General features: G+C 62.1%; 16 protein-coding genes and 1 tRNA gene. 7 read left to right on the top strand and 10 right to left on the bottom strand.

The window, feature by feature from the left end:
• Positions 1 to 3 precede the first annotated feature (3 nt).
• Positions 4 to 492, bottom strand: a complete 489-nt coding sequence (locus SYN65AY6A5_RS12890; protein WP_011431276.1) for a DUF3531 family protein — start codon at positions 490 to 492, stop codon at positions 4 to 6.
• 431 nt (positions 493 to 923) lie between these two features.
• Between SYN65AY6A5_RS12890 and fabG the strand changes: the two genes are divergently transcribed.
• Positions 924 to 1,667 carry a 3-oxoacyl-[acyl-carrier-protein] reductase gene (gene fabG, locus SYN65AY6A5_RS12885; protein ID WP_228375524.1) on the top strand — a complete coding sequence of 248 codons (744 nt, stop codon included), beginning with the start codon at positions 924 to 926 and terminating at the stop codon, positions 1,665 to 1,667.
• A gap of 5 nt (positions 1,668 to 1,672) precedes the next feature.
• Here fabG and SYN65AY6A5_RS12880 read toward each other — a convergent pair whose 3' ends face one another.
• From SYN65AY6A5_RS12880 to panB, 6 genes are all read right to left on the bottom strand, one after another.
• Positions 1,673 to 3,328, bottom strand: a complete 1,656-nt coding sequence (locus SYN65AY6A5_RS12880) for a gamma-glutamyltransferase family protein (protein ID WP_099884705.1) — start codon at positions 3,326 to 3,328, stop codon at positions 1,673 to 1,675.
• 37 nt (positions 3,329 to 3,365) lie between these two features.
• Positions 3,366 to 4,100, bottom strand: a complete 735-nt coding sequence (locus tag SYN65AY6A5_RS12875; protein WP_168173333.1) for an HAD family phosphatase — start codon at positions 4,098 to 4,100, stop codon at positions 3,366 to 3,368.
• Between the two features lie 57 nt (positions 4,101 to 4,157).
• A complete protein-coding gene (locus SYN65AY6A5_RS12870) occupies positions 4,158 to 4,820 on the bottom strand; it encodes a YqiA/YcfP family alpha/beta fold hydrolase (RefSeq protein WP_011431280.1) in 663 nt (220 codons plus the stop codon).
• 14 nt (positions 4,821 to 4,834) lie between these two features.
• Positions 4,835 to 5,074, bottom strand: coding sequence for a preprotein translocase subunit SecG (gene secG / locus SYN65AY6A5_RS12865; RefSeq protein ID WP_011431281.1), 240 nt, complete (start codon positions 5,072 to 5,074; stop codon positions 4,835 to 4,837).
• 566 nt (positions 5,075 to 5,640) lie between these two features.
• Positions 5,641 to 5,772 (bottom strand): hypothetical protein, encoded by a 132-nt coding sequence (locus tag SYN65AY6A5_RS14735; protein WP_255322492.1) that lies wholly within the window; start codon positions 5,770 to 5,772, stop codon positions 5,641 to 5,643.
• 137 nt (positions 5,773 to 5,909) lie between these two features.
• Positions 5,910 to 6,695 (bottom strand): 3-methyl-2-oxobutanoate hydroxymethyltransferase, encoded by a 786-nt coding sequence (gene panB / locus SYN65AY6A5_RS12855; RefSeq protein WP_011431283.1) that lies wholly within the window; start codon positions 6,693 to 6,695, stop codon positions 5,910 to 5,912.
• Between the two features lie 166 nt (positions 6,696 to 6,861).
• Here panB and SYN65AY6A5_RS14090 point away from each other — a divergent pair.
• Together SYN65AY6A5_RS14090 and SYN65AY6A5_RS12845 are read left to right on the top strand one after the other, a co-directional pair.
• A tRNA-Ser gene (locus tag SYN65AY6A5_RS14090) sits at positions 6,862 to 6,948 on the top strand.
• A gap of 227 nt (positions 6,949 to 7,175) precedes the next feature.
• Positions 7,176 to 7,925 carry a phycocyanobilin:ferredoxin oxidoreductase gene (locus tag SYN65AY6A5_RS12845; RefSeq protein ID WP_099812816.1) on the top strand — a complete coding sequence of 250 codons (750 nt, stop codon included), beginning with the start codon at positions 7,176 to 7,178 and terminating at the stop codon, positions 7,923 to 7,925.
• A 6-nt stretch (positions 7,926 to 7,931) separates the two neighbouring features.
• On the opposite strand, the gene SYN65AY6A5_RS12840 is transcribed toward SYN65AY6A5_RS12845, so the two are convergent.
• Positions 7,932 to 8,759: a hypothetical protein gene (locus tag SYN65AY6A5_RS12840; RefSeq protein ID WP_206336831.1), complete on the bottom strand. Its 828-nt coding sequence runs from the start codon at positions 8,757 to 8,759 to the stop codon at positions 7,932 to 7,934.
• A 452-nt stretch (positions 8,760 to 9,211) separates the two neighbouring features.
• On the opposite strand from SYN65AY6A5_RS12840, the gene prmA reads away from it, so the two are divergent.
• The 4 genes from prmA to SYN65AY6A5_RS12820 all read left to right on the top strand — a co-directional run bounded on the left by prmA (position 9,212) and on the right by SYN65AY6A5_RS12820 (position 13,782).
• Positions 9,212 to 10,117: a 50S ribosomal protein L11 methyltransferase gene (gene prmA / locus SYN65AY6A5_RS12835; RefSeq protein WP_099884756.1), complete on the top strand. Its 906-nt coding sequence runs from the start codon at positions 9,212 to 9,214 to the stop codon at positions 10,115 to 10,117.
• Positions 10,087 to 10,905 (top strand): 16S rRNA (uracil(1498)-N(3))-methyltransferase, encoded by an 819-nt coding sequence (locus SYN65AY6A5_RS12830; protein WP_011431287.1) that lies wholly within the window; start codon positions 10,087 to 10,089, stop codon positions 10,903 to 10,905. The genes prmA and SYN65AY6A5_RS12830 overlap by 31 nt, the downstream gene beginning before the upstream one ends.
• Positions 10,906 to 10,985: 80 nt before the next feature.
• Positions 10,986 to 12,245 carry a histidine--tRNA ligase gene (gene hisS / locus SYN65AY6A5_RS12825; protein ID WP_011431288.1) on the top strand — a complete coding sequence of 420 codons (1,260 nt, stop codon included), beginning with the start codon at positions 10,986 to 10,988 and terminating at the stop codon, positions 12,243 to 12,245.
• Positions 12,246 to 12,252: 7 nt separating this feature from the next.
• The gene (locus tag SYN65AY6A5_RS12820) at positions 12,253 to 13,782 is read left to right on the top strand and encodes a hypothetical protein (RefSeq protein WP_011431289.1); all 1,530 of its coding nucleotides are present in this window, start codon (positions 12,253 to 12,255) and stop codon (positions 13,780 to 13,782) included.
• 14 nt (positions 13,783 to 13,796) lie between these two features.
• Here SYN65AY6A5_RS12820 and SYN65AY6A5_RS12815 read toward each other — a convergent pair whose 3' ends face one another.
• Positions 13,797 to 14,633: a universal stress protein gene (locus tag SYN65AY6A5_RS12815; RefSeq protein ID WP_099812813.1), complete on the bottom strand. Its 837-nt coding sequence runs from the start codon at positions 14,631 to 14,633 to the stop codon at positions 13,797 to 13,799.
• Positions 14,634 to 14,734: 101 nt separating this feature from the next.
• The gene (locus tag SYN65AY6A5_RS12810) at positions 14,735 to 15,586 is read right to left on the bottom strand and encodes a hypothetical protein (RefSeq protein ID WP_206336971.1); all 852 of its coding nucleotides are present in this window, start codon (positions 15,584 to 15,586) and stop codon (positions 14,735 to 14,737) included.
• Between the last annotated feature and the right edge of the window lie 16 nt (positions 15,587 to 15,602).

The following is a 15,602-nucleotide window of genomic DNA, read 5'->3' as shown; positions in this document are numbered from 1 at the left end:
GAGCTATTCCAGCTCTCCCTCTTCCCCCCAATGATCCCGCAGGTAGCCGTTGAGATCATCATAGACATCGGTCTCCTCGGGATCCGGTGTTGGCCAGTCCTCGTTCTGCCCGCCGATGATGACGCGGCTGAGGTTAATGTACTCGAGGCTGAGGGTGCGCAGGGCGTTGATCAGCACATCCAGCGCCAAGGCATCGGCCGTGCCCAGGTCAAACCAGCAGCGGGCCCAGTTGCCCTTTTCTTCCAAGGATCCCATGTTGTGCATCAGGGAGGTCAAGGGAGCTGAGTCGCTGGGGTACTCCAAATAGCTCAGATCCACCTCCGCCTCTTGGGCCACCAGGCGCTCGGCGTTGAATCCCCCCAGCTTGCCCAGCACATACCAGGATTCCAGCACCTCCTTGAGGTACTCCAGCTCCGCTGGAACCGGCGGCTCCGCAAACTCAAACCAGATCCAGAGATTTCCCGGATCGCACTCGCGAAACTCCACTTGCATGGACGGTTCCTCGGCTAGGCCTAGCCATCGATCTTAATCTGGCCCAGCTTACTGGTTTCTCCCCAGAGGGCAAGGATCCTCCTGGCGTCAGCGCTTAGGGAACACCGTTCCGCTTGCGCGAGCAGCGACAGCACCTACCGTTGGGGCCTGCGGCCCGCTGACGCGAGGGGGTCTCCCCAGCCAGTTGCTCAAACGCTCCGCGCTGCTGATGCGACCAGCCGCGGCCCCTCTCCCAAGAGGAGCTAGCCCTCACCCCCAGCCCCTCTCCCAAGAGGAGAGGGGAGTTTGGGATCGAGGCGACAGGCGGTCTCATCGCTGTTGGAACGGCCATAGGGGGGAGTCTCCCCGCCCCAGACAAGGCCAAAGCATCCTATACTGTTGCGGCGGTAGAAATAAGCGGGAAGCTGCTGCCTATGTCTGAACTTCTCCCCTTGCCCTCGCTCCATAACCAGGTGGCGGTGGTCACCGGAGCCAGCCGGGGCATTGGCCGGGCCATTGCCCTTCACTTGGGGGCGATTGGCGCCAAGGTGGTCGTCAACTACGCTCGCTCCGCCGCCGAGGCCGAGTCGCTGCTGCAGGAGATCGCCGCCCTGGGGGGCGAAGGGATGGCTGTGGCCGCCGATGTCTCCCAGCCGCAGGCGGTGGAACAACTCTTCGAGCAGGTGATGGGGCGCTGGGGCCGGGTGGACGTGCTGGTGAACAATGCCGGCATGGCCCGCGACACCTTGCTGCTGCGCATGAAGCCGGAAGACTGGCAGGCGGTGCTGGATCTCAATCTCACCGGCGTCTTTCTGTGTCTGAAGGCGGCCGCCAAGATCATGGTCAAGCAGCGGCAGGGGCGCATCATCAACATCACCTCGGTGGTGGGCCTGGTGGGCAATCCCGGCCAGGCCAACTACAGCGCCGCCAAAGCAGGGGTGGTGGGCCTGACCAAGACGGCAGCCCGCGAGCTGGCCAGCCGCAACATCACCGTCAACGCCGTCGCCCCCGGCTTTATCACCACCCAGATGACCGAGAAGCTGGATCCCGGCCCCATCCTGGCCCAGATCCCCCTGGGGCGACTGGGATCCCCGGCAGAGGTGGCGGGGCTGGTGCGTTTTTTGGCGGCAGATCCGGCGGCGGCCTACATCACGGGACAGGTTTTTGCCATCGATGGTGGCATGGTGATGAGCTAGGCACTCTACCACGCCAGGGCTAGGCCATCGGCACGGGGTTCGGAAGCCGCAATGAAGTGATCCCCATCCCGCAAGAGGATCTGTCCCCCGCCAAAAAGACCGCAATCCTCTTCTGCGTCCACCACCTGCACTGCATGGCCGCGGGCGGAGAGTTCGCGCACCACCTGGGGCGGCACCGTGCTCTCCAGCGCCACCTGCGGGATCCCCTGATCCCACAGCACTCGCCAGCGGGGCGCATCCAGAGCCGCCTGGGGGTTCAGGCCGTAATCCACCAAATTCACCACCACCTGCACATGGCCTTGGGGCTGCATTGCCCCCCCCATGACACCAAAAGGGCCGAGGGGGATCCCTTCTCTGGATAGAAAAGCGGGGATGATCGTGTGGTAGGGGCGCTTGCGGGGGCCCACCTGGTTGGGATGGCCGGGCTCCAGGGTGAAACCCGTGCCGCGGTTGTGGAGAGCAATGCCCGTGCCCGGAACCAGCAGACCACTGCCGAAGCCATCGAAATTCGACTGAATCAAAGACACCATCAACTCACCATCAGCTGCAGCCAGGTAAACCGTTCCCCCCTCCGGCAGCCCTGGCTGGGCCAGGGGGATCGCCTCCCTCCCGATCAACTGCCGCCGCCGCTGTGCATAAGCCTTATCCAGCATCTGGGCAGGACTGACCCGCACATACTCCGGATCCGCCACCTGTCGGCTCACATCGGCAAAGGCCAGCTTCATTGCCTCAATCTGCAGGTGATAGCGCTCGCCGGCATCGTAGGAGATCCGACCCAGCTCAAAACCCTCCAAAAGGTTGAGCGCCATCAAAGCGGCAATGCCCTGCCCGTTGGGGGGGATCTCCCAGACGGTGTAGCCGCGGTAATCTGTATGGATGGGTTCCACCCAATCGGCCTGGTGCTGGGCCAAGTCAGCGGGGGACAGGAAGCCGCCCGTGGCCTCCGAGAAAGCCAGCAACTTCTCCGCCAGCTCCCCTCGGTAAAAACTCTCCCCACCGCTACGGGCAATCTCTTCTAGGGTTTGAGCATGTAGGGGGCTGCTCCAGCGCTCTCCAGCCCGTGGGGCACGCCCTTGGGGAAAGAAAACGGCCTTGAAGGCGTCGTGGCGGGGATCTGGCAGGGGCAAATAGATGGACTCCGCCGCCTGCCACAGTTGGGCCACCCGGGGAGAGACCGGAAATCCCTCTTGCGCCAGACGAAGGGCAGGCACAAACAGACGCTCGAACGGCAGCTTTCCCCAGCGCCGGTGCAGGGCCTGCCAAGCGGAAACTGCCCCCGGCACCGTCACCGCTAACCAATCGTAGGGGGGAATCCGCCCATGGTCCCGGTACCGCTCCGGCGTCAGGGCGGCTGGGCTGCGACCGGAAGCATTCAACCCGTACAGCTGACCCTCCTCCCCCCCCTCCCACACCAGAGCAAAGGCATCGCCGCCAATGCCATTGGAGGTTGGCTCCACCACCGTCAAAGCCACCGCCATTGCCACGGCTGCATCCACAGCATTGCCGCCCGCCCAGAACATCTCCATGCCCGCCATTGCCGCCAAAGGTTGGCTGGTGGCCACGGATCCCTGTCTGCCCATCACCACCCGTCGCCGCGAAGCAAACGGATAGCGATCCAGGGCCTGCCGCAAAAAAGTGGGTGCTGGAGTGGGTGCTGGCATATCGCTACGCGACGCTCTCGCGAATGGGCTGGGCTCCCTACACAGGCAGGTTATCGCTACGCGACGCTCTCGCGAACAGGAGTGCGGCCAACTCCGCAAAGCTGTCCACCACCACATCTGCCCCGGCGTGGCGCAGTTCCTCGGCGGTGAAAGCCGTGGTGAGGCCCACCGCAAAACAGCCAGCCCCCTTAGCGGCGCGGATCCCATGGGTAGAATCTTCAATCACCCAACACAACGCCGGATCCAACCCCACAGCGGCAGCCGTTTTCAGGTAAGGCTCTGGGTCGGGCTTGGCCCGCTGAATGTCTTCGGCGGTAATCACCGCGTCAAACCAGCGGTGCAGGTCGAAGCGCTGGAAAATCTGCGCTTGATCCCGGCGGATGGCCGAAGTGGTGACGGCCAGGGCAGAAAAGCGCTGGCGGCTGGCCGCCAAAAACTCCAGCACCCCCGGCACCAGGGGTACCTCTGCCAGCAGCTCGCCAAAAGCCTTGGCCTTTTCCTCGATCAAGCGCTGCACCAGCAGGGGCTGTTCCGCAGGCGGGGTGTCTGTCTGGTGTTGGACGAGGTACTCGAACATATCGCGGTCGGTGCGCCCTTTGAACTGCAGGGAGATGGGGGCCAAATCCAGGGATAGGTGGCAGCGTTGCAGGGCAATGGCTCCGGCGCGGGCATGGATTGGTTCCGAATCCACAATCACCCCGTCCATATCGAAGAGCAAGCCGGCAGTCACGTCAGCCTTCCCCTGTTGTAGGCACAGCACTTTGGATTGCATAGACATTATCGCTACGCGACGCTTTCGCGAATGGGCAAGCACGGGACAGGGATCCTCTTAACAACCATACTGCCCCGTCTCCATCCCCCACCCGCAGAAGCGGCTGGTGATCTGCCAGATGGGATCCAACACATCCGTCAGGGCGTGGTCACTCTCCACCGCCACCAGTTGGGCCCAGGGGCGACGGGCCACATAGTCTCGGCTGGCTTGAATGGGGATGGTGTCGTCTTGGATCCCATGCACAATTAGGGTGGGCACAGGCCGTCGCAACGCCCCATCCGGGTAGCGTTGGGCATCGGCAACAAAGCCGTACTCCAAAGGGAGAGGGCGGCCTTCTCCGTAGTGAAACACCATGAGTTGTCCGGTTCGCTGCCAAGTCTCCACCGCCTCTGCCCCCAGCCGCGGCAGCCAATGGCCCAGAAAGCCAAAGGCCGGTGCCAAGAGCACCAGACGCTGCACGCAGGGTTGCTGCTCGGCCACCCAGGCGGCCACCAGTCCCCCCAAGCTCGAACCAATAAGGGTAACGGGAGGATGGCCCATTTGCGCCAACTGCTCAGAAACCTGCCGGATCTGGCGGGTCAAGGTAAGCTGGGCAAAGTTGCCCTGGTTGAGATCGGGCACCTGCAGAGGGATCCCAAGCTGCTGCAGCCGCTGCCGGAAGAAAGTAGCCTTAGCCGATTGAGGCCCAGAGCCGAATCCGTGCAAGTAGATGACCGCCACGATGACAGGGATCCCTAGGGGCCTGTGGCTGCCGAGAGCCAGCCTGCCCCCAACACCACGCTGATGGAGAGGAAGAGGGTGGCCACCGTCCAGGTGATGCGGTTGAGGTTCTGCTCGGCACTTTTGGAGCTGGAGAACAATTGGGCCTGGCCGCCAATGCCCGCCAGCCCATCCCCTTTGGGGCTATGCAACAACACCAGTATCACCAGCAAAACGGCCGAGGCAGACCAAAGGAACTCGAAGAAGGCTTCCATCGCAGAGGATCCCACTAGGGCACGTTGCTGAAGCTATTATCGCCTGTATCTCCACCCTGGCACACCCTGCGCTCCCCTTCCAAAATCCATTAGATTGGAGTTTCAGCGTGGGATCTCTCACTGCCAACTTTTCCCTCTCTGGGGGACGTTATACAGCCGAGCCTGACCCCGTCTTGACACTTCCCCGACTAAGGGGGGGGATTCTTACGCAGTTCAAAAACGAACTTGTAAAGGCATTGCCAAACCGCCTCTAGACAGTTCTTTCAGTCAAAGCCCCAAGGTTCTGCTTACTTGTCTGATCGCGTCAGCGGGACGGAGTCCTTGCAGGTTGGCCGAGAGGTTGGCATCTTGCAGACGCTTGCCACCGGTCGGGTTTTTCACCGTGATTAGAGGCTCGCCTGGGAACGGTACGCCTCGTCTACACTATTGGCAAGCAACTAAAGCTGCTTACGGGCTTTTCCGCTCCGCACTAAAGTACGGGGCTAGCAAGCTATCCTTCTGTATTGCTGGTGTCCTGTATGAGCTCTCTTCCGCCTCCTCTGAGCGGGGCCATCGCGTGGCTATTGCTACTCTTGCCGTTGTGGACGGTGGCCAGAGCAGTCGCGGACTTCTTGCATCAAGCTCAACAGATGCACCGCATCCCCTGCCACAAGTGCAGGTTTTACAGCGGCGATCCCCACCTCAAGTGCGCTGTCCATCCTCAGCAAGCTCTGACAGAGGCGGCAATCGGCTGCCCCGACTGGCTTCCAATTTCTGGAGATCCTCGCCAGGGGAGCGCAGTAACCAACAACTGAGCTGCCAGAAGGTGATACTTGCGAGTTTCCCAGGGGATCCCCTAAGTGGGGGGAAACAGTCTCTGATGAACATCGCCGACAAAGGCTTCCACCGCTTCTCGGATCACCTCTCGCAGGTTGGCGTAGGCTTTGGCGAAGGGCGGGATCCGCTCGCTGAGGCCGAGCAGGTCGTGGGTGACGAGAATTTGGCCGTCGCAGGCCGGGCCAGCCCCAATCCCCAGAGTCGGGATCCCGACTTGCTGGGTGATCTGGGCAGCCAATTCCGCCGGCATGTGTTCCAAAACCAGGGCAAAGGCTCCTGCTCGCTCTAGGCTCAGGGCTTCCTGGCGCAGCCGCTCCGCCTCCGAGGGGGTTTTCCCCTGCTGGCGATACCCCCCCAGTTGATGTTTGGCCTGTGGGGTGAGGCCGATGTGGCCCAAGACCGGGATCCCTCGCTGGACCAGAAAGGCCACTGTTTCCACCATGTCTGGGTAGCCCCCCTCCAGCTTCACCCCATTCACCCCTGCCTCCTTCATCAGACGTCCTGCCGAGAGGAGGGCCTGCTCTTTGCAGACTTGGTAGCTCAAGAAAGGCAAGTCGGCCACCAAAAAGGCTCGTTCTACGCCGCGGCGCACTGCCTGGGCGTGGTGGATCATCTGTTCCAGAGTCAGGGGCAAGGTGCTGCTGTGCCCCAAGCTGGTCATGGCCAGGCTGTCGCCTACTAAGATCAAGTCGATCCCGGCCCGATCCAAGATCTGCGCTGTGGCGTAGTCAGCAGCCGTGAGGGCCACCAACGGTTGACCCGCCTGTTTGGCCTGGCGAAAGTGGTGAATGGAAAGGGCAGCCATACCTCTATGATCTCATTTGCCCCGCCATTTCCGGCTGGCCGGGCCGTACCCCCCAAGGGCTTTGGCCCTGGGGTGCTTGGCCAGCTTGCATCTGCCCCATTCCACGAGAGGGGATCCGGGCAGGATAGCCCGTTTGCCGCTAAGATGGTAAAGCCCTATGCAGACTGGAAGGGTGACAGAGTGGTTGATTGTGACGCTCTCGAAAAGCGTTGTGGCCGCAAGGTCACCGTGGGTTCGAATCCCACCCCTTCCGTCCTCGATCAATCCAATGGCGCTCAACGCTGCCAACGCCCGCTAGGGTCAGCATCCGGCCCTCTCCACCTCCGCCAAAGCCCCCGGCAGCCCTGGACTGGCTGGGATCCCTCGCTTTATTAAGTCCCACCTCAGCTTCCTGAAACCTGGATCTCAGGAGGGCACCTTTGCGGATTGGCCCGGCAGGGCTTTCGAGGACTTGTCGCTTAACCGGTCTTCTTGGCTCCCATGTTCACCGCCCCTGCTCTGCAAGCGCAACTGCATCCCCTCATCCAGCGCCTTTCGGAGGCGATTCTGAGCATTTGGGGATCCCACCTCAGCCTGGCTCCCTATGCCCTGCCGGCGGAGCTGGGCTATGTGGAGGGCCGCCTGGAAGGCGAGAAACTGCAGATCGAAAACCGCTGCTACCAAGGGGATCCCTTTCGCAAGCTGCACCTGGAGCTGGCCCAGGCCGGGCAAAGCCTGGATATCCTCCACTGCGTCATGTTTCCGCAGCCGCAGTACCCGCTGCCGCTGTTTGGCTGTGACATTGTGGCCGGCCGCGGCCAGGTGAGCGCCGCCATCGTCGATCTCTCGCCGGTCACCCCCACTTTGCCGGATCCCTACATTCAAGAGCTGGAAGCCTTGGGAGCTCATCTCGCCCCTTTCCAAAACCGGCGCCAGTTGCCGCCGTGGGGGACGATTTTTTCTCCCTACTGCCTGTTCATCCGGCCCGGCGATGAGGCGGAAGCCGACCGCTTTTTGTATTTTGCCTGCCGTTACCTGGAAATCCACTGCCGGCTGGCGCAACAGATCCCCCCGCAGACAGATCCTGTCCAGATCCTGGCCCACTACCAAGGGCAGCAGCGCTACTGCAGCCAACAACAGCAAAACGACCGCACCCGCCGCGTTTTGGAAAAAGCTTTTGGCCCCGCCTGGGCCGAGCGCTACCTGAGCACCGTCCTTTTCGATTTGCCCCCCAGTCCTATGCAGATCTAGTGCCGATTAGACGGGATCCCCTTGCAGCCGCTGCTGGATGCTCAACGCCAATTTTTGCCCTAGGAACTCCGGCAGGGTTGGAGTTGCATCCGGCCCCAGCAAGTAGAAAATGAAGCGCGTCTGCTTGCGGCGGAGCATCAGATTGAGGTGAACAACGGTCAACTCCTCCTGCGCCAGAGCGGTCATCACCCGGTAAAACACGCCCGGCTGGTTGTCCACATCCACCAACAGCGTGGGCAGATGAAACACCGGGTCAAAATAAAAAGAAACCTGGGTGTCTTTCAAGCCGGCCTTGAGATCAAACTCCAGCGCCAAGGTTTCGTGAACGGGAAACACCCCCGCCAAGCACTCGTGAATAGCCCGTTCTAGGTTGAGCTTGGTCTGGGCAGAAAGGCTGTGGCCATCGCGCGAGACGGTGACGCGGATAAACACCAAGTGCGGTGAGTAGATCTGCCCGTAAAGGTGGATGCCGTGCACCGAGAGATTGAAAGCGGTGAGCACCCCAAACAGGTCGCTGAGCAGAGAAGGGCGGTTGCGATAGGCCAGACAAACCACCGTCTTGCTGCGCTCGTCCCGCATCTGTACCACGGCCTTGCGGGTTTGGTAGAGGGCATAGGCCAAGCGCAGATTTTGAGCCTGCACCTCGCTGCTGACGAACTGGCTATAAAAAGGCGGAAAGCTGCGGTTAAAGCGCTGCATGAGAGCCGTTCGCGCCAGCGGGACGGAGTGCTTGCGAGTGCTGACTGCGAGCGGCTGGGGATCCTCGTGGCCAGCCCTTTCCCCTCTGGCAAGAGGAGCCACCTTCGGCTGCTGCGCTGACTGCTCGGTTGACATCGACTTTGCCGCCTGCATTGCTTCCTCTCCATCGTTACTCAGCATGCCCCGGCCAAACCTCATCTATCAGTAAAATCACTGAGGCTGGAAAGCACGTCAACGCTGTACCCAATTCTTGTTCAATGCTTTTGGATTTAATCTATCTCACAAGGCCGAGCTGGGCATCCAAGGAACCGCTGAGGGCCATCCCCCAATTGGGGGGAAGTCCATCCCTGCGTCGCTGCCAAGCCGACGGGTGTGCGCCTTCAAATCCCAGACCAACCAGGAACAGTGGGGCAGGCTCTTAAAGCCTAAACTATGAATTGAGGGGAGAACTGCAATTTTTGATATAGAGTGCTGGATTAAGTGCTAGCCTGCTGGCAACTTGGAGCGCTATTCTGTTAGCCAAAACTTCGGTTTTCCTTAGGTTTGTTGAAGGGATCCCCGTGAGCACAACCGTTGCCGACCCCAGCCTGCTCTCGCCTGCCCAAGCGCCGGATCCCGGTGGGGCCTGGTGGGCTCTCAACATCATCGCTTCCCCTGCCCAGGAGGATCAGATCTTTTGGCGGCTGGAGAGCTTTGGCTGTCAGGGCATGGCCAGCCAGGCTTATGGGGAAGATCGAATCAGCATTCACGCCTATTTGCCCTGGTTCCGCGCCACCCTTTTGGATTTGGCCGCTCTGGCGCTGCGCCTGCGGCAAGACGCCCTTGTGGCTGGCCAGCCCATCCCCAAACTGCGCTGGGAACGCATAGAAGCGGAGGATTGGAGCAACAGTTGGAAGCAGCACTGGCAGCCCGAGCCAGTTGGGGACAAGCTGCTCATCTGTCCGGCCTGGCTGGATCCCCCCCCCCATCCCGGTCGTCTCCTGTTGCGGCTGGATCCGGGCATGGCCTTTGGCACGGGCACGCACCCCACCACCCAGCTCTGCCTGGAGGCTTTGGAGATGCGCCTGGGGGCGGGCACAGAGGGGGTAACAGTGGCCGATGTGGGCTGTGGATCGGGCATTTTGTCGGTGGCGGCGGCTCTTTTGGGGGCAAAGCGGGTGTTTGCGGTGGACATCGACCCGCTGGCGGTGCAGGCCACGCTCCACAACCGCGACCTCAACGGCCTCACCGATCGCATTGTGGTGGCCCAGGGGAGCCTGGAGCACATTCCCGAGATGGTGGACGGGCTGGTGTGCAACATTCTGACGGACGTGATCCTGGATATGATCCCAGAGTTTGGCCTGGTGGTGAAAAAGGGGGGGTGGCTGATCCTCAGCGGTATCCTCCTCGAGCAGGCCAAGTTGGTGGCGGAGATGTTGGAGGCCAACGAATGGGCGGTGGCAGCCCTCTGGCGACGGGGAGAATGGTGCTGTCTGAACGCACGCATGACCTGAGTTCTCTGCCCCGCCTGGCCATCGACCCGGCTCAACGGGATGCCGGCGGTGTTCTCCGTTTAACCGGCCCGCAAGAGCACTACTTGCAGCGGGTGCGCCGCCTCAAGCCGGGGGATCCGTTCTTGGTTTTGGATGGCTCCGGCAAGCTGTGGCTGGCCCATTGGCAGCCGCAGGGATCCCAGGTTATGGGCGAGGTGGAGGCGCTGCCGCGGGAGCTGCCCGTTTATTTGCATCTGGGCTTGGCAGTGGTCAAGGGGCCGGGGTTTGACGAGGTGTTTCGCCAGGTCACCGAGCTGGGAGCGGCGCGCATTACCCCTCTGCTGACGGAGCGCACCGTGGTGGAGCCGGGATGGGGCCGGCGGGAACGCTGGCAGAAAATTGTGCAGGAGGCCGCCGAACAATGTGAGCGGCTGCGCTGGCCCCAGGTTGATCCCCCTACCCCTTGGACAAGTTGGCTGGCCGAGCTCAAAGCCGATTGGTGGGGCATTGCTGTGGCGCGGGAGAACGCTCCCCTCCTGCTGCAAGCCCTGCCGAAGCTGAGGCTCTCGGAGAGGGATCCCGTCTTGGCGGTGGCCATCGGCCCAGAAGGCGGCTGGACGGAGGCCGAGCGCCGTCAGGCGGAAGCCCATGGCGGAGTGCCGGTTTCCCTGGGCACCACCATTTTGCGCTCCACCACCGCCGCTGTGGCTGCCAGCAGCCAAGTGGCCGCCACCTACTCCTGTTGGGGTTTAGCTCAGGCTCAGCTTGCCCCGTCGGCAATGGGGAACGCGGCTGCCGATAGCCGATAATCGATAATTGAGTTGATAGGAAAAAACTGACGCCGACCATTGGCGCAGCAAGCCGTGGTTCTGGGCGGGGGAGAACAGGCATGGAGATGATCCAGGCGGTGCGCGGCACCCGAGATATCCTGCCGCAGGAGGTACGGCTTTGGCAGCAGGTGGAGGCCAGCGCCCGCGAGATCTTGGGGCGAGCCAACTACCAGGAGATCCGCACCCCGATTCTGGAGCTGACAGAACTCTTTGCCCGCAGCATTGGCAGCGCCACCGACGTGGTGGGCAAGGAGATGTACTCCTTTAGCACCCGCGGCGAGCAGGAGGTGAGCCTGCGCCCCGAGAACACCGCCGGCGTGGTGCGGGCCTACATCCAGCATGGGTTGCAGGTGGCCGGCGATGTGCAGCGCCTCTGGTACTGTGGGCCGATGTTTCGCTATGAGCGTCCCCAGGCGGGGCGGCAGCGCCAATTCCACCAGTTGGGGGTGGAGCTGCTGGGCAGCCGCGATCCCCGCGCCGATGCCGAGGTCATCGCCTTGGCCTGGGATCTGCTGCGGGCAGTGGGGGCGGAAAACCTCACCTTGCGGCTCAACTCCCTCGGGGATCCGCAGGATCGGCGGGCCTATCGCCAAGCCCTGGTGGACTACCTTACCCCTTTGAAGGAAGAGCTGGATCTGGACTCCCAGGAGCGCCTTGTCCGCAACCCGTTGCGCATCCTCGACAGCAAGGATCCCCATACCCGCACCATTGCTGAACAAGGGCCCAAGCTGCCCGATTACCTCAGTGCTGACTCGCGGGCCTTCTTCGAGCAAGTGCAGGCCCATCTCCAAGCCCTAGACATTCCCTATGAGCTGGATCCCTACCTGGTGCGCGGCCTGGACTACTACACTCACACCGCCTTTGAGATCGTCTCGCCGGAGCTGGGATCCCAGAGCACCGTCTGTGGGGGTGGCCGCTACGACGGTCTGGTGGAGGAGCTGGGCGGGCCTCCCACCCCGGCGGTGGGCTGGGCCATCGGCCTGGAGCGGCTGGTTTTGCTGCTGCAGAAGAAACAACAGGAGATTCCGCCAACATCGGTCGAGGTTTACGTGATCTCCCGCGGCGCCAAAGCGGAGGCCCAATCCCTTCAGATTGCCCAAGCTCTGCGCCAAGCCGGCTTCTGCACCGAGCTGGATCTGAGCGGCAGCGCTTTCAGCAAGCAGTTCAAGCGGGCCAGCCGCAGCGGTGCGACCTGGGCTGTCGCGCTGGGGGATGCGGAAGCTGCGGCCGGGGAGGTGCAGCTCAAGCACTTGCCCACGGGGCAGCAGCAAACCCTCTTGCAAGCTGACCTGGTGAAGTATTTGGTGTCCCAGAGGTGAGGGAGCGATGTTGAGTTTTTGGGTGCGGCGCAACGGCCGAGAAGACTGGCAGCCGGTACCAGCCGAGGGAGCCATTCTGGAAGAGGACACCTACACCATCGTTGCCCGTTCTCCCCAGCCCCACTTCACCATCACAGTGGAAGTCCGCCAGCGCCCTCTGCCGACCGAAAATAGCGGATCCCCAGCGGTAGCCAACCCCAAGACAGCCGCCTCGCTCATGCAAACCCGTTCTGTTCGCACCAACGAGGAGGGGATCGGCGTCATCCTGCCGGCCACCCACCTCGCCCCTGGTTTTTGGGAGTTGCACTGCCGAGATGCCGATTTGATCGCCGAGTTATTTGGCGAGGCGGAGCTGAACAATTGCCTGCGCTTCCAGGTTGTGCCCGCCCCGGTGCAGCGGAAACAGGCACTATCCCCGGCGGCCCAAGAAGTCGCGTCTGAACCTCCTGAGCTGGCTCAGAAAAAAGAGGTTGCCATCCCGCCAGAGCTGTTTTCCCTGATGCACAGCGAATTGGAGGGATCTCCGGGGGAAGTGCTGGTGGTGACGGGGCGGATTGGCTGTAGTGGCGAGCTGCGGGTACGAGTTTGGCAAGAAGATGAAGGGGAGCAGAGCCCGGTTTTCGAGGGGCAACGGCTGATTCAATTTCCGACTGAAGCCCGGACGGCAGTGTTCAGCATTCCCATCACCCTGCCGAGCCATACCTGGAGCCGTCCGCTGCGGGGGGAACTGCGCCTCACTCCCTCTTCCTGGTCGGATCCAGAGCCGCTGCGGATCTCCTTTTCCGTTCGCTGTCGCGGCCAGGGGGAAGTCCTCCCACCCTCCCCAGGGATCCCTGCCGGTCAGCAGCGGCAAGAAGAAACGCCAGCCGCAGCCGGCAGTTCTTCCCCGCCCTCACCCTTGCTGTCCCCCGAACGCACCCTGCAGAAGTTGTTGCGCATCTCGCAGCGCAGCGCCCCTGCGGAAAAAGAGGAGGCTGGAGAAGTTTTGGGCCCGCTTCAGCCAGAAGAGCTCCCAGCCTCCCTAGCAGACACCGCGCCCGAACCTGCCGCCCAACCTGAGGTTGGGCCAGTGCCCATCTCATCCTCTTCTCCACCACCCCAACCTGAGCCACCTCGCGAGGAGGCGGTTCCGCCGCCACCGCTCGCCGCCGCCAGTCCGGGAACCTCGCCTCTTTCCCCGCAGGTGCCGGGAGCTTGCCCGGCGCCGCAACTGGTGGTGCCTGAGCAACTGCGGGCAGGTGACAACTTCGATGTAGTGCTGCGTTTGCCGGCTTCCGTCAATTCTGCCAGTAGCTCCACCGCTCAGCCTCCTTTGTGGATTAAGTTTTGGGTCAAGCACGGTCACACCCGCTCTTTGGTGGATGGCCCCCGGTGGTTGTTGGACTTCTCCCGCGACGAGCAGGGGCGGTGGCAAGCCCTCACCCGCATGACCATCCCCCCTGGCGTCCCTGAGCTCATCTTCGAGGCTTGGGCCGTCAGCCCGGATCGCCAGCAGCAAAGCGACCGCGTGACGGAGCGCCGTTCTATCCTGCCTTAGGGAGTGACCAGTCTCTAGTCTTGAGCAGAGCGCACCATCAGCACGGGGCAGCCGATGTGCACCCGCACATAGTCGGAGATGGAGCGCCCCAGCAGGCGATCCAAATCGGGGATGCTGCGGGCAATGCTGGGCCGGCGATCTGGGGATCCCATCACCAGCAGGTCGGCCTTGCTTTCTTCTGCCAGCCGGACAATCTCAGTGCCGGGATCCCCGACGGCAGTTAACACTCGGTGGCCAATTTGGCGACTTTTGAGGGTAGCGATTGCCCGGTCTAGGGTTTCGTCCCGAGCTTGGGCATCGGCATCCAGTTGCACAGAGGCTAGGAAAATCTGGGCTCCCGGGATGCCGGCCACTAGATCCAGGGCCGTGGCAAAGGCGGCTTGGGCGGCGGGGGAGTTGTTGAGGGCCACCATGACGTGGCTGGGGTATTTGACGTAGGCGTCGTCTTTGACCAGCAGCATGGGGCAGGAGGCAAGCTGGAACACGTATTGGCTCACCGAGTTCTGCAAAATGGCCATGATGCGGTTGCGCCCCCGCGATCCCATGACAATCAGGGGATTGGGTAGAGATTCAGCCACCTGCAGCACCACCACCTTGGGATCCCCTTCCACCAGTTGGGTGCTGATCTTCAGCCCAGGTCGCGGGGGAAAGGTCTGCAGCGTCTGGGCCAATAGCTCCTGCCCCCTTTGCCAGGCCGCTCGCATCTCCTCGGCAGAAGTCTGGGAAGGCACCGCATGCAGCAGCGTCACGTGGCACTGGGCAAAGGCCGGCAAGGACAGGAGAGTATGCACCATCTGCTCGGTGGGGCCGCTGCCGTCGATGGCGGCAATGATGTTTTCAAAGCGAGGCATGGGATCCGTTCTCCTGGCCAACAGCTGCCAAGACTCATCCTAGATCTGGCGCTGCGGATCCCTGTTACCGAGGCGGATATCCCGCAACATTTTGTTGGGTTTTAGTAACTCAGCCACACATAGCCGGTGAAGCCGCCGCCGGCATTGGTGTTGCGACCAGTCAAGAATTGAAACCCTCCTAGGCCCAGCGTTAACCCTCCCTCTAGTCGCCAGTTGAGCTGGCCGGAGAGCTTGAGGCTGTCGTAGTTGGGATCCTGAACGGCCAAATCCCCGAACAACAAAGGCGCACCGTTGCCCAGGGTGAAATCTCCATCCAAAGCCAGGATGGCCTGTAGCTCAGGAGTCAAATCAGCCCCAAGGGTTAAGTTGGCCTTGAGGCGATCGCCGGGATAGCCCAGGTAGTCCCGGAACGTGAGGCAGGAGTCGAAAAAGGCAGGCAGGGATCCCAGCTCGACATTGGCTGCCGCTCCTAAGCTGAAGTCGTAGCCAAAGACTCCGTACCCCAAGGGCAGGGGGGTATTTTCGGTGGCGTATCCAGGCGGGATGAGGGCCGTCAACTGAGCTGAGAAAAAGGGATCCCCCTCTCCCCAAGTATGGCGCAGGCCCAGTTCCAGATCCCGCAGGCCCTGGTTGCGCTGGGTAACGGTGTCAGCCCCGCTGGCAAAGCGATTTTCGATGAAAACGTAGCTGGTGTTGAGGTTGAGAGTGAGCTGATCGCTAAGGCCAGTTTCAGTAAACAGGTTAAGGCGGGTCTCGCCGTACTCGGAAAGGGCCTGCTGCAGGCGTCCCTTCTGGTCAAAGCGGGTGCGGGGTTGGTAGACCTCGGGCTGCAGCGAGAAAAACGTCTTCCCTTCTCCGCGAGGAAAGCCACAGCCTGCCCAGGCTGGCAGCTCCAGACCCAAGACAAGGCTTAGGCCCAGCAGCCAGCTTCTTGCTATGGCAAAAGGCTTCATCTGGGGATCCCTCTCT

Source organism: Synechococcus sp. 65AY6A5 (assembly GCF_002760415.1).
Taxonomy (GTDB): Bacteria; Cyanobacteriota; Cyanobacteriia; order Thermostichales; family Thermostichaceae; genus Thermostichus.
Note: the sequence above shows the minus strand (reverse complement) of the source record. Positions and strands in the feature narration are given on the sequence as shown.

Bases quoted from the DNA above. Each gene is read 5' to 3' on its own strand.
- SYN65AY6A5_RS14735 (WP_255322492.1), bottom strand. From the start codon at position 5,772: ATGGACAGCGCACTTGAGGTGGGGATCGCCGCTGTAAAACCTGCACTT.
- SYN65AY6A5_RS12890 (WP_011431276.1), bottom strand. From the start codon at position 492: ATGCAAGTGGAGTTTCGCGAGTGCGATCCGGGAAATCTCTGGATCTGG.
- SYN65AY6A5_RS12875 (WP_168173333.1), bottom strand. From the start codon at position 4,100: ATGCAATCCAAAGTGCTGTGCCTACAACAGGGGAAGGCTGACGTGACT.
- SYN65AY6A5_RS12820 (WP_011431289.1), top strand. From the start codon at position 12,253: ATGTTGAGTTTTTGGGTGCGGCGCAACGGCCGAGAAGACTGGCAGCCG.
- SYN65AY6A5_RS12810 (WP_206336971.1), bottom strand. From the start codon at position 15,586: ATGAAGCCTTTTGCCATAGCAAGAAGCTGGCTGCTGGGCCTAAGCCTT.
- SYN65AY6A5_RS12830 (WP_011431287.1), top strand. From the start codon at position 10,087: ATGGTGCTGTCTGAACGCACGCATGACCTGAGTTCTCTGCCCCGCCTG.
- SYN65AY6A5_RS12880 (WP_099884705.1), bottom strand. From the start codon at position 3,328: ATGCCAGCACCCACTCCAGCACCCACTTTTTTGCGGCAGGCCCTGGAT.
- SYN65AY6A5_RS12815 (WP_099812813.1), bottom strand. From the start codon at position 14,633: ATGCCTCGCTTTGAAAACATCATTGCCGCCATCGACGGCAGCGGCCCC.
- SYN65AY6A5_RS12840 (WP_206336831.1), bottom strand. From the start codon at position 8,759: ATGTCAACCGAGCAGTCAGCGCAGCAGCCGAAGGTGGCTCCTCTTGCC.
- secG (WP_011431281.1), bottom strand. From the start codon at position 5,074: ATGGAAGCCTTCTTCGAGTTCCTTTGGTCTGCCTCGGCCGTTTTGCTG.
- panB (WP_011431283.1), bottom strand. From the start codon at position 6,695: ATGGCTGCCCTTTCCATTCACCACTTTCGCCAGGCCAAACAGGCGGGT.
- hisS (WP_011431288.1), top strand. From the start codon at position 10,986: ATGGAGATGATCCAGGCGGTGCGCGGCACCCGAGATATCCTGCCGCAG.
- SYN65AY6A5_RS12845 (WP_099812816.1), top strand. From the start codon at position 7,176: ATGTTCACCGCCCCTGCTCTGCAAGCGCAACTGCATCCCCTCATCCAG.